The 12,061-nt window shown below is 63.7% G+C and carries 14 protein-coding genes; 9 read left to right on the top strand and 5 right to left on the bottom strand.

Translation table 11 applies throughout. The features are described from left to right. Entirely contained in the window at positions 1-438 is a 438-nt protein-coding gene (locus tag AC0L20_RS01930; protein WP_473287199.1) for a PIN domain-containing protein, read from the top strand. Between the two features lie 45 nt (positions 439-483). Here AC0L20_RS01930 and AC0L20_RS01925 read toward each other — a convergent pair whose 3' ends face one another. Next, a complete protein-coding gene (locus AC0L20_RS01925) occupies positions 484-1,389 on the bottom strand; it encodes a LysR family transcriptional regulator (RefSeq protein WP_473287198.1) in 906 nt (301 codons plus the stop codon). 111 nt (positions 1,390-1,500) lie between these two features. On the opposite strand from AC0L20_RS01925, the gene AC0L20_RS01920 reads away from it, so the two are divergent. The 3 genes from AC0L20_RS01920 to AC0L20_RS01910 all read left to right on the top strand — a co-directional run bounded on the left by AC0L20_RS01920 (position 1,501) and on the right by AC0L20_RS01910 (position 3,520). Further along, complete coding sequence (locus tag AC0L20_RS01920; RefSeq protein WP_473287197.1) at positions 1,501-2,145, top strand: DsbA family protein; 645 nt, start codon at positions 1,501-1,503, stop codon at positions 2,143-2,145. A gap of 72 nt (positions 2,146-2,217) precedes the next feature. Then, entirely contained in the window at positions 2,218-3,114 is an 897-nt protein-coding gene (locus AC0L20_RS01915; protein WP_473287196.1) for an MBL fold metallo-hydrolase, read from the top strand. A 1-nt stretch (position 3,115) separates the two neighbouring features. Continuing rightward, positions 3,116-3,520 carry a nuclear transport factor 2 family protein gene (locus AC0L20_RS01910; protein ID WP_473287195.1) on the top strand — a complete coding sequence of 135 codons (405 nt, stop codon included), beginning with the start codon at positions 3,116-3,118 and terminating at the stop codon, positions 3,518-3,520. Between the two features lie 74 nt (positions 3,521-3,594). Here AC0L20_RS01910 and AC0L20_RS01905 read toward each other — a convergent pair whose 3' ends face one another. Both AC0L20_RS01905 and AC0L20_RS01900 read right to left on the bottom strand, forming a co-directional pair. Next, positions 3,595-4,239 (bottom strand): NADPH-dependent F420 reductase, encoded by a 645-nt coding sequence (locus AC0L20_RS01905; protein WP_473287194.1) that lies wholly within the window; start codon positions 4,237-4,239, stop codon positions 3,595-3,597. Positions 4,240-4,381: 142 nt separating this feature from the next. Continuing rightward, a complete protein-coding gene (locus AC0L20_RS01900) occupies positions 4,382-4,828 on the bottom strand; it encodes an Rrf2 family transcriptional regulator (RefSeq protein ID WP_219683236.1) in 447 nt (148 codons plus the stop codon). A gap of 266 nt (positions 4,829-5,094) precedes the next feature. On the opposite strand from AC0L20_RS01900, the gene AC0L20_RS01895 reads away from it, so the two are divergent. Beyond that, positions 5,095-5,667, top strand: a complete 573-nt coding sequence (locus tag AC0L20_RS01895) for a suppressor of fused domain protein (RefSeq protein WP_473287193.1) — start codon at positions 5,095-5,097, stop codon at positions 5,665-5,667. A 42-nt stretch (positions 5,668-5,709) separates the two neighbouring features. On the opposite strand, the gene AC0L20_RS01890 is transcribed toward AC0L20_RS01895, so the two are convergent. Next, the gene (locus tag AC0L20_RS01890) at positions 5,710-6,057 is read right to left on the bottom strand and encodes a hypothetical protein (protein ID WP_473287192.1); all 348 of its coding nucleotides are present in this window, start codon (positions 6,055-6,057) and stop codon (positions 5,710-5,712) included. 324 nt (positions 6,058-6,381) lie between these two features. Here AC0L20_RS01890 and AC0L20_RS01885 point away from each other — a divergent pair, with 324 nt between their 5' ends. The 3 genes from AC0L20_RS01885 (at position 6,382) to AC0L20_RS01875 (ending at position 9,560) form a co-directional block, all read left to right on the top strand. Beyond that, positions 6,382-7,263 carry an AraC family transcriptional regulator gene (locus AC0L20_RS01885; protein ID WP_473287191.1) on the top strand — a complete coding sequence of 294 codons (882 nt, stop codon included), beginning with the start codon at positions 6,382-6,384 and terminating at the stop codon, positions 7,261-7,263. A 168-nt stretch (positions 7,264-7,431) separates the two neighbouring features. Next, positions 7,432-8,190, top strand: coding sequence for an SDR family oxidoreductase (locus tag AC0L20_RS01880; RefSeq protein ID WP_473287190.1), 759 nt, complete (start codon positions 7,432-7,434; stop codon positions 8,188-8,190). A gap of 110 nt (positions 8,191-8,300) precedes the next feature. Next, positions 8,301-9,560 (top strand): serine hydrolase domain-containing protein, encoded by a 1,260-nt coding sequence (locus tag AC0L20_RS01875; protein WP_473287189.1) that lies wholly within the window; start codon positions 8,301-8,303, stop codon positions 9,558-9,560. A 6-nt stretch (positions 9,561-9,566) separates the two neighbouring features. On the opposite strand, the gene AC0L20_RS01870 is transcribed toward AC0L20_RS01875, so the two are convergent. After that, positions 9,567-11,117, bottom strand: a complete 1,551-nt coding sequence (locus AC0L20_RS01870) for a carboxylesterase/lipase family protein (RefSeq protein ID WP_473287188.1) — start codon at positions 11,115-11,117, stop codon at positions 9,567-9,569. 124 nt (positions 11,118-11,241) lie between these two features. Here AC0L20_RS01870 and AC0L20_RS01865 point away from each other — a divergent pair, with 124 nt between their 5' ends. Then, on the top strand, positions 11,242-12,039 hold the full coding sequence (locus tag AC0L20_RS01865) for an AraC family transcriptional regulator (RefSeq protein ID WP_473287187.1): 798 nt from the start codon (positions 11,242-11,244) through the stop codon (positions 12,037-12,039). The last annotated feature ends 22 nt before the right edge of the window (positions 12,040-12,061 follow it).

Genomic DNA, 12,061 nt, shown 5'->3' with positions numbered 1-12,061 from the left:
GTGTACCTCGTCGATACCAATGTCATATCTGCCGTCTCGCCGAACCGGCCGACGCCTGCGGCACTCGTCGAGTGGATGGATGCGCAATCCGCCTCCTTGTTCTTGTCCGTCGTGACGATTGCGGAGGTTGAGGACGGGATAGCCAAATTGCGACGCGAGAAAGCCACGCGCAGAAGCAGAGATTTGGCCCAATGGCTGGAAGCCGTGCTGCACCTGTATGAGGATCGAATCCTGGCGTTCGATACCCCCACTGCGCGGATCGCCGGACAATTGTCGGACCGCGCGCGCGGGCGGGGGCATTCTCCGGGATTTGCCGATATCATGATTGCCGCAACTGCGCGTCAACACTCGTTGACGGTCTTGTCACGCAACGCGAGGCATTTCCTGCCGCTCGGCGTACCCGTGCATGATCCCTTCGGCGAGCTGCCGCCGTCCTGATCATCGCGCAGGCATATGGAGGCCGGCTGCTAATTGGCTCCCCAGCTAGTCCGTCCCCACCGAACCCTCCCGTCGCTGAGCCGCAATCAGCATCTCCACAAATGCCGTCACCTTGGGCGGCCGGAAACGGGCCGCGGGATATACGGTGTGGATGCCGCCGGATGGCAGTTGCCATTGCGGCAGGATGTGGATGAGGCGACCCGCCGCGAGATCGTCGGCCACCAGGAAATCCGGCAGCACCGAAAGGCCGCCGCCGGCGAGCACGGCCGCGAGCACGCCCGGCGTCGTGTCGATGGCGATGCTCGCCTGCAGGCGCACGGCGCGTCGATCGAGATCGCCGCGCGAAAACTGCCACAGCAGTGGCTCGCGCAGTGCCATGTTGGCGACGAACGGTAGCGTCGCGAGGTCGTCGGGATCGCGCGCGGCGGCGATCCGATCCGTGAACGCGGGAGCGCCGACCAGACATTGCCGGAACGATCCGATCTTGCGCGCCTGCAGGCTGGAATCGACCAGCCAGCCGACACGGATTGCCATGTCGATCTGGCCTGAGGCGAGATCGACCGTCTGATCTTCGAGCGTCAACTCCACCCGGCAGTTGGGATAGCGTGCCGCGTAGGCGGTGACGACGCCGACGACGACGGCGGTGCCGTAGTCGTTGGGCGCCGTGATCCGCAATGTGCCGGTCGGCGCGGCGGCGGCCTGGGCGAGTTCGTCGAAGGCATCCTCCGCTTCGCGCAGGATCATGACGCAGCGCGCATGAAACATGCGGCCCGCCTCGGTCGGATGCACCCGGCGCGTCGTGCGCACGAGCAGGCTGGTGCCGAGATCGCGCTCCAGCTGCGCCACCTGCTGGCTCACCACGGCCTTCGTGATGCCGAGCCGTTCGGCGGCTCGCGTGAACGATCCGGTGTCCACGACCGCTGCGAAATAGGCCAGTCGGTTCAGGTTCATGGGTTCTGTCCGGGTGGCTCGAATTGTCAGTCTATAACATACGTTCTGTCTATTTTGTTGATATTTATCTACCAATCAGCGCGTGCCACATTGCGGTTCAAGGAGATCGCCATGTCCGCGCCCATTCAAATCACGTACCTGTTCGATCCGCTCTGCGGCTGGTGCTACGGCGCCGCCACGCTGCTCGAACAGCTCGTGGCCCGACCGGATTTCGCTGTCGAACTTGCGCCGACAGGCCTGTTCGCCGGCGAGGGCGCCCGTCCGATGGACGATGGCTTTGCCGCTTATGCCTGGACCAACGACCAGCGGATTTCGCGTCTGAGCGGCCAGCCTTTCAGCGAAGCCTATCGTCGCGATGTGCTGGGCGACCGCACGCGCCTGTTCGATTCCGGCCCGGCGACATTGGCGCTCACGGCTGTCGCGCTCACGGCGCCTGATCGGGAGTTCGCGGCGCTGAAGGCCTTCCAGCTCGTCCGCTATGTCGAAGGCCGCGACAGCACCGACATGTCCGTTCTGGCGGATGTGCTCTGCGCGATGAATTTGCCGGAGGTTGCCGCCCGCCTGGCGAGCCCCGACGCCGCATTGATCGCCGCGTATCGCGCGCGTCTCGAGGCGGCGCGTGCCGAGATGCGCCGGTTCGGCGCCAACGGCGTCCCGGCCCTGATCATCGGGCCGGGCCATGATCGCCGCCTCGTGCAAGCAAGCGCGCTATTCGGCAGCCTCGACGTCCTCGTCGACGGACTGAAGGCGGCCTGAGCGCAGCGATCAACAGAGACCGGACCATCCAGCCTTCATTTCGCGATTCCAGACCAGCACCAGGAGACCAACATGCCGACAAGGAGAACCATCATGAAAACCACTCTCGCCGCAGGCGCTGCCGCCATCTTCGCACCCGCAGGCCTCGGCCACGCCGCCGGCGGGCTAGCCTGGAAGCATTTTCCAGCCGGACAGAACGGCTTCTTCCGGGCTCCCGTTCTGGTGTCCGGGCCGAGCGAAGCCGTGCTGATCGATGGCGGCTTCACGCTTTCAGATGGCAAGGCTGTCGCAGACGCCATCAAGGCAACCGGCAAGAAGCTCACCACCATCTATATCAGCCAGTCGGACCCGGATTATTATTTCAGCCTCGGCGCGATCAAGGCTGCGTTTCCGGAGGCCCGCGTGCTCGCGGCGCCCGCAACATTGGCGGCCATTAACGCCAGCGTCGAAAAGAAGCTTGCCGTCTGGGGGCCGCAGCTCAAGGCGAACGGCCCGCAGGTGCTTGCCGATGTGGTCATTCCCGAAGCGTTCGAGGGCAAGACGCTCAGCGTGGACGGCGAGACCATCGAGATCGTCAGCGCGGACGGCCTGGTCAACCGGCGCTATCTGTTCGTTCCCTCGCTCAACGCGGTGTTCGGCGGCGTGCTGATCTTCTCGGGCGTCCATGTCTGGACCGCCGACACGCCGAGCAGGGAGCAGCGCGCCGCCTGGATCGCCAATCTCGAAAAGATCGCGGCGCGCAAGCCGGCGGTCGTCGTCCCCGGCCATCTGTCGGTGGATGCAAAGACCGACCTGTCCGGTGTCGAGCACACCATCACCTACCTCAAGGCGTTCGACGAAGAGCTGGCCAAGGCCAAGGAGTCCGCGGCGCTCAAGGCGGCGATGGAAGCGCGCTTCCCCGGCCTCGGCATGGGCGTTGCGCTCGACATCGGCGCCAAGGTCGCCACCGGCGAGATGAAGTGGGGTTGAGATGGGGGCGAACCTAGACCTGATCCACGCCACTTATGAGGGATCGTCGTCGGAAGAGAACGGCCGCAACTTGCTGGCCGCTCTCGCTCCCGATGCCGCATGGACCGAAGCGGAAGGCTTTCCGTACGCGGGCACTTATGTCGGAACCGACGCGATCATATCAGGCGTGTTCCGGCGTCTCGCCACCGAATGGACCGGCTACCGCGCCGATGTTCACACCTATCTCGAAGACGGCGACCGCGTCGCCGCCTTCGGTGTCTACTCCGGGACCTACAAGGCGACGGGCAAATCCATGCGCGCCAGTTTCGCGCATCTTTATCTGGTGAAGGACGGCAAGATCGCCAGCATGACCCAATATGTCGACACCGCGATGGTGCGGAAGGCGCTAGAGCCTGCTGGCCTGTAACAGCGGTATGATGTCGGAATCTAGGAGAGGGGAGCCCGCGACATGCGGGCTCCCCTTTTTCGTTCCGGCGTCTGCTAGATCTTGATGAAGTTGTGCGCGGCCAGCGCGCCGAAGGGCAATGTTGCCAATCGTCCGCCGACGTCGAGCGAGCCCAGATCGACCGGGAAGAAGCCGGCGCCTTCGATGAGCTTGCGGACCTCGGCCTTTGCGGCAGCGTCATCGCCCGAATAGAACAGTACGTGCCGGCCACCCGCCACGTCCGGATTCGACAGCGCCGCGACGTCGTTATGGTTGAACGCCTTGACGACGCGGGCGCCCGGAACGAACTGGCTGAAGACGTCGCTCGAATGCTTGTCGCCGAGATCGACGGCCTTGATGCCGTAGGCCGCGAGCGGGTTGCTCGGGTCCTTCGCATCCGCCGAGTTGGGATCGAGGAATTCCACAGGGTTGGTGGCGTCGATGACGATGCGACCGTTCCAGGCCGGCAAGCGGCTGAACACCTTCTCCACATCAGTCCAGCGGACGGCGGCGATGACGATATCGGCGCCGGCCGCCTCTTCCACGGTGCCGGCCTTGATCGAGGGGCCGAGCTCCTGGACCAGCGACGCGAGCGATTCCGGTCCGCGGCTGTTGGAAATGGTGGCCGAGATGCCCTTTTTGGCGAGAGCGCGTGCGAGGTTCGAGCCGAGGGCGCCAGAACCGATGATACCAATACTCATGATGGACTCCTGTGAGGTGAGGGGCTTGAAAATCAGGACCGCCAGCGCCCCGAAGGCTGGTCGGGCCATCCGCTGATCAACGCCGTTCGGCATTGGAGAGATCATGTGTCAACGACACGATTACATTTAAGGGCAAAACAAATCACCAGGCGAGCGGAATGGAGAACTTGCCCAGCCGCGCCACCTCGGCTGCAACATCCGCCACTGTCGTTTTTGCGAGTTCAGCCTCGAGCGCTTTGCGCGCGCGGTCTAGGGCGGGTTGTATCGCCGCAATGATGTTGCCGCCGACCGCGCAACTCTCGCAGGGCGGGGTCCGGTGCAGCGAAAACAGCTCGGTGTCCTCGACCGCCGCATAGACATCGAGCAGCCGTATCTTCTTCGCCGGTTTCGCCAGCAAGGAGCCGCCACCCGCTCCGAGCTGCGAACGCGTCAACCCGGCATCGCTCAGGCGGGACAACAGCCCGCGGATGACGACGGCACCCGTGTTTGCCGACCAGGCGAGATCCTCGGACCGCAGCGGCTTTCCCTCGCTCACCGCAAGTCCGGTGAGGATATGAACGGCGACGGCGAAGCGGGTGCTGGTCGGCATGATTGGTCTCGTTTGTGTGTAATCATCATTATTACACACTTTCGGCGATGTCAACACTGGTGCGTCTGCAACCGGCTGGATGCGCGGCTGTGCCGGAGCTAAAGGTAAGCGCCTTTTGGCGACGCGCGCGTGCACGAGGTCATGGATATGACCACCGGCCTCGTCTATACCGAGGTCCGACGAGAGGCCAAAGCGGCGATCGTATGCTCGCAGTCATCGCGGTGAAGATATGACTGCCGACGATCTTGGATTTTGCGTGAGGAGCCATGGCGGTTTCGGAAGACAACAAATCTCTCGCCCGCTATTTGAGAGATGTTACGCAGAGCTCACCGACGGTTACGAAATATTGGGATGACGCCCACGTCTGCGACGTCGACATCATGATCATCAAGAACGTCCCGGCACGAGGCGTTTCCACCTATGCCACCCTCGCGCTCTCTGATGCGAAGACAGGCCTGACGTCCGGCGACAAGGCCCTGGGCATCGAGATTCTGCTGGCTCTGGCGACGGAATGCGCCGAGGGCGCCAACATGATCGCGACCTGCGCTTTCAGCATCAAGAAGGGCGAAATCACACCCTTGCCCGGCGTCGTCATTCCGCGAGCCCTGGAACTGTATGGCGAAGGGCGCGAGATGAAGCACGCCATGCTCATCTCTCCGTTCTTGTGGGACCTGGAAACACAGTCCTTCTCGGCCAAGTCCGTCGCCTGGCTGCAGGTGCTGCCCATTTCCGACGCCGAGCGGGACTACGCGCTGGCGAACGGGCCCGAAGCGCTGGAGGATTTGTTCCAGGACCGACAGATCGACGTATTCGACATCGATCGTCCCAGCGCTCTTTGATACCCTGACCGCCGCCATCTTCGTGGACGCCTGCGCCTCGCGCTAGCGCGGCGCCAGCCCCGCGCCGTTTTGAAATGCCAACAGCCCAATGCAGAAAATCGCTGCGCCAACCCACAGCACCACCGGCACCAGATACGGCGACGAAATGACTTCCAGCACCGGGAATGCTTTGTCTGAAACAAACCTTCTGTGCGCCACCCATGCGGTTGCGACGAGGGGCGTAAAGGCGACAATGAAGTAAAGCGCCCCCAGGACCCAGCCAAAGGCGGTCAGATCCCTGGATCGCGTGACCTCTCCCGCGAAGCCGAGCGCGGCAATTGACACGAACGCGCCCAACGCGCTGATGAGGAGCTCGGCAGCCAGGACGACGATGGATAGAGTTGCATTCATGCTTGGATTCCGTTTGCGAATGAGAATTCCCCGAAGCGGCGGCCCGGATAGCCGCTGACCGCATCAGCCACGATTGAAGTCCTCGAGATCGCGGATGAAGCGTTCGAAGTCGGGCGCCAGTTCGTGCATGTTCGGGAAGTCGGCTCGAAGGGGAACGCCCACTTGTGGGTCAAGGGGGTTCCGACAGTTTAGCGCGGAGAGGAAGGTGCTTGCAATCGGCGTGGTCATTCGAACTTGGATTGGCCAGACTCGGCCAAACCGCAAGATCGGTCGAGCGTGTCATGGCCGTCAGCGACTAGATGGAGCCGCCACGGAGGAGGGAAGATGAAGGCGGCGCTGCAAAACTATCAGGACCGGATGCGACGGGTGCTTGATCATATCGACCGGCATCTCGACGATGATCTGGATCTGGACACGGTGAGTGCTGTTGCGGCTTTCTCAAAATTTCATTTCCACCGGCAGTTCTCGGCAACCTTCGGATTATCAGTGCATCGCTATGTCCAGTTGGCCCGCATGAAGCGGGCTTCGCATCAGCTGGCCTTTATGGACGCCCTTGATGTCACGGAGATTGCGATGGATGCCGGTTACGACGCACCGGATGCCTTCGCCCGCGCCTTTCGGCAACGGTTCGGGCAATCGCCGTCGTCGTTCCGGAAGTCTCCCGACTGGGAGCCGTGGCTTGCGGCCTTCGGGCCTCTCGACAATGCGAGGAGCAAGCTCATGCAGAAGATTTTTACCACCGACGACGTGACGATCCGCGATGTGCAACCCACCAAGGTGGCGATCATGGAGCATCGCGGCGACCCGTCGACGCTTCCCGCCACGATCCAGCGCTTCATCGCGTGGCGCAAGGCGGCGAACCTGCACCCCAGCACAAGTCCGACCTTCACGGTCTGGCGCTCCGAGCGGCGTCCTGCCTCGCCGGCGGAGTACAGCACGGACCTCTGTGTCGGGACCGACCAGCCGATCGCGGCGAACGGCGAAGAGATCAAGGCCGGCGAGATCCCCGGCGGACGCTGCGCGGTGCTGCGCGTCGTCGGCTACACCGACAATCTCGAGCCGGCCGCGCTCTTCCTTTATCGCGACTGGCTTCCCGCCAGCGGCGAAGAAGCGCGCGACTTCCCGATCTATTGCCAGCGGTTGAGCTTGTTCCCGGAGGTGCCGGAGCACGAGACGGTCGCGGACGTTTTCTTGCCGCTGAAGTAGCGTCTGCTGACGGCGGCCTGTCACTTGCGATCACAGAAATCGGCAGGCCGCCATTGGCGGATCAATACCGCCACGATGTGATCCCGCGTTCAACTCGGGAAACGGGTGGCAGCTCGCTGGTGCCTGATGTCTTGTTCGGCTCCTTTTTGACATCAGGAGAGTCTCGCGGTGGAACTGGCAAACAAGACGATCATCATAACCGGAGCCAGCAGCGGTATCGGTGCTGCCGCGGCATCGCTGTTCGCGTCCGAAGGCGCCGATGTGGTGCTCGGGGCGCGTCGCGGCCCCGAGCTGCAGGCCGTTGTTGCAAGCATCAAGAACGCCGGAGGGCGCGCGACGTTTCTCGCCGGCGATGTTCGGGACACCGGCTATGCAGCCCGCCTTGTCGAGCACGCCGTCACGACCTTCGGAAAGCTCGACGGCGCGTTCAACAATGCCGGCATCCTCGGCGACATGACGCCGGTGCCCGAGATGAAGTTCGAAAATTGGACCGATGTGCTTGCGGTGAACCTCACCTCTGCCTTCCTCAGCGCGAAGGCGCAGATCCCGGCGCTGCGCAAGCAGGGCGGCGGTTCGATCGTTTTTACCTCGTCCTTCGTTGGCTTCAGCAACGGGGGCCTGCCGGGCATGGCGGCGTACGCAGCCTCAAAGGCCGGACTGATCGGCCTGGCTCAATCACTGGGCGCCGAGCATGCGGCCGAAAGCATTCGCGTCAACGCGCTTCTGCCTGGAGGGACCGTCACCCCGGCGGCAGGCGAGGGAAATCCCGACGCCTTGAATTTCATCGCCGGGCTTCACCCGATGAAGCGGATGGCCAGTCCCAAAGAGATCGCGCAGGCGGCGGTTTTTCTCCTGAGCGACCGGGCATCGTTCATGACAGGAAGTCCCATGACGGTTGATGGCGGCATGTCGGTCCGCCTGACCTGACGACGAACCCGCCAAGCGCGCGGCGACGGTCACCTCGGCGCAAACATTGGATGTTCGCCACGTATCTCCATGATACGAAATCCCGTCGTTCGCTTCCGGAGCCAATATTGATGTCCGCCGCCATCGCGCCGAGTCAGCCGCCCGCAACCGCCGCCGAAACCGATCCCGAAATCCTCGGCTGGATGAAGGGCTTCCCGCCGCCGGAAAACCGCACCATCAGTTTCCGGAACGGCTCGTTCCGCAGCTTCCCCGAGCTGCGCTGGGCATGGAGCAACATCCGCCAGCTGGTGCCGACCGTGAACGTCTGGCGCGGGGCGGGCCCTGCATCGGTGCTGCCGCGCCAAGAGCATGACATCGGCGCGTTGGCCTCGATCACGATGGACGGCCGGCCCATGACCTTCGCGAAGATGCTCGAGGAGACCTACACCGACGGCATCGCCGTGCTGCATCGGGGCAGGCTGATCTATGAGCGCTATTTCGGCGCGTTGAAGCCGCACAAGCCGCATATCGCGATGTCGGTGACGAAGTCGTTCACGGGCGTGCTCGCCGGCATTCTGGTCGCCGAGGGCAAGATCGATCCGCAGGCGCCTGTCACGGAGTATGTGCCGGAGCTGAAGGCCAGCGCCTTCGGCGATGCGCGCGTGCACGAGGTCATGGATATGACCACCGGGCTCGAATACACGGAGGTCTATACCGACAAGAACTCTCACGTCTGGGGCCTCCGGCGGGCGAACGGCATGGCACCGATTCCGCCGGATTACGACGGCCCGACCACCATCTTCGAATTTCTGATGGCGCAGAAGAAGCAGGGCGAGCACGGCAAGGCCTTCGCCTACAAGACCGTCAACACCGACGTGCTCGCGTGGATCATCCGGCGCGTCGGCGGCATGAACTTGTCCGATCTGCTGTCCGAGCGCATCTGGCAGCCGATCGGCGCGGAGGAGGACGCGCATTACCATGTCGATCGCATCGGCACCGAAAGCGGCGGCGGCGGCCTCTCCACCACCTTGCGCGATCTCGCCCGCTTCGGCGAGACCATGCGCAATCACGGCCGCTTCAACGGCCGGCAGATCGTGCCTTCATCTGTTGTCGAGGACATCGCGCGCGGCGGCGATCCTGAGAAATTCAAGCCCGCCGGTTACACCACGCTGCCGGGCGCATCCTATCGTAATCAATGGTGGGTCACGCACAACGCTCACGGCGCCTACATGGCGCGCGGCGTTCACGGCCAGGGCATCTATATCGATCCCAAGGCCGAGATGGTGATCGCGCGCTACGCCTCGCACCCCGCAGCGGGCAACGCCGCCAACGATCCCGTGACGCTGCCGGCCTACATGGCGCTGGCGAAGCAGCTGATGGCGGGCGGGTGAGCGCGCCTACGGCAGCTCCCGCCAGCGCATCGGCAAAATGCCGTCCTGCCTGAAACTGTCGAGGAAGCGGAAGCGGGCGGCTTGCGGATTGGCGCGGGCTTCGATCGGTGTGCCCAGGATCTGCATGACGTCCGTCTCGTCATAGGCGGGCCAGGGTGGCAGGCCCGATCCGTTCGGGTCCCCGTGCGCCGCGAAATTCACCCAATAGCTCATCATGGTCCGCGCCAGGGCGCGGTCCTGTTCGGCCGGCGGTGCCGAGCTGCCGATCACCTGTTGCGGTGTCAGTGTGCCGAACACGAACGGAATTTCGGTGACGTGCGAGGCGATCGGCGTGTAGTGCGAGGTATAGCTGAAGTGATAGCCGTAGACCGGCGCGCGCCCTCCGCGCCGATGCAATCGTAGCCACTGCCAGCATTGCTCGCCGACAACATAGTCGCCGTTAAGCGCCGCCGCGGAAGTCCTGGCCTCCGCCTCGGTCGCCGCGGGATAGACCTTCAGGAAATCGGCCATGCGCTCCTTGCCGAACATCGCCTCGGCCGCGGCGAGAAAGGCTTGCACCGATTGATCGGGCAGTGACTGCGAACGGAAAGGAAATTCCTCGGCCGCATTCCAGCCCGCCAGCAGCGGGATGTGCATCTGTTCGCCGCGCAGGAAGCGCCGCGCGGGCACATCAGGCACAACATGACCATCGATACTCGGCGAGAAGGCTGTCACGACCGGGCTGGTCCTGAAACTCCACGGCGCGGCTGCATTCAACCGATCGGCCGGCATGCTGCGCAAAGCTGCGATCGACGCGTTGCCCTGTTGCCGGGCAAAAGCCAGACCACGCGCGCGGGCTTCTTCAAAGCCCTGGAGCGGGCCGTGTTTGCCATCCCAGAACGCGCCGCTCTGTCCCATGGCCTTGTGAAACAGTCCGTGCGCGAGCGGCGAGGCCATCAGGATGCCGACGGCCATGGCGCCGGCGGATTCGCCGAACAGGGTAACGTTATCGGGGTCGCCGCCAAAGCCCGCGATGTTGGCCTTGACCCAGTGCAGCGCCATCAGTTGATCCTGCAGGCCGTAATTGCCTGAGGGCGCCTCCATGTCGAGGTCGGGATGGGCGAAAAAGCCGAGGATGCCGAGCCGGTAGTTGAAGCTGACGACGACGACACCTTTCGCTGCTAGCGCGTTGCCATCGGTTGCAGGATTCGCCGAGGAGCCGAACTGAAAGCCGCCGCCGTGAATCCACACCATCACGGGCCGCTTCTCGTCCGCGTGCTTCGCCGCGGTCCAGACGTTGAGATAGAGGCAATCCTCGTCGCGCGGTCCCGGCCGCTGGTCGTTTTCGAGCGCCGATAGACACCCCGCGCCGAACACGAGCGCGTCGCGCACGCCATCCCAGGGCTCCCGCGGCTGCGGTGCGCACCAACGCAGACGCCCGACCGGTGGCGCGGCATACGGAATGCCTTTGAACGCCAGCACGCCGCTTGCATCGCGCGGGCCGCCACGCACGAAGCCGGCTTGCGTGCGGACCCCACGCTCCAGCCCGGCTGCTGTCGCACTGGCGAAACCATGCATCGTCGTTTCTCCTAATCGCAGAGCGTGCCCCACCGCCGCCGGGCAGGTTCAGACAGCAGCCTATCGACATTCCTGTCCGCTCGATTTAGATATTCTGCCAATCGATTGCTAAAAACCGGCAAGCATGCGGCAGCCGCTCCGTTTTCCATGGCCTGATCTCGACGTGGACGATGTCTCCGCGCCTGTGATCGCGGTGCGCGTCGACGTGATCGGGACCAAGGGCGAAGTGCCCGACCACAGGCACCGCAAGGGGCAACTTGTCTTTGCGCTGGGCGGCGCCGTGACGTGCCGCGTTCCCACCGGTCTGTGGATGGTGCCGCCGCATTGCGCGGTGTGGATTCCAGGAGGCATGCAGCACAGCAACCTCGCGACAGAAAATGCCCGGCTGTTCTTCATCTACATCGAGCCTGACGTCGTGGACCTGCCGGATCGTTGCTGCACGCTCTCGATCTCCCCGCTGCTGCGTGAAGTGATCATCGAATTGTCCGATCAGACCGCGGATGACGAGGCGAGGGGGGACCTTCTGGCGAGCGTCCTGCTACGCGAGCTTCCCCGCATGCCGGTTCAGCAGCTTCATCTGCCGCTCTCGCCCGAGCCGCGCTTGAAGAAGATCGCTGCCGCGCTGGCAAAAGACCCCTCCGATCGCAGGACGCTGGCCGAATGGGCCGATCGCGTCGCCCTGAGCGAGAGCAGCCTCGCGCGTCTTGTCGTCAGGGAGACGGGCTTGAGCTTCGGGCGCTGGCGCCAGCAATTGCACCTGATCGTCGCTTTGCGGGAACTGACGTCCGGCGCGAGCGTGCAGCAGGTGTCCGCCGATCTCGGCTACGACTCCGTCGCGGCTTTCATCACCATGTTCAAGAAGGCGCTCGGGAAACCGCCGGCGAAATATCTGAGCGGCATCTCTCCTAAATATAAGAATTGACTTATATTAGCTTCGGCCGATA

Source organism: Bradyrhizobium sp. Kon58 (genome assembly GCF_055807455.1).
Note: the sequence above shows the minus strand (reverse complement) of the source record. Positions and strands in the feature narration are given on the sequence as shown.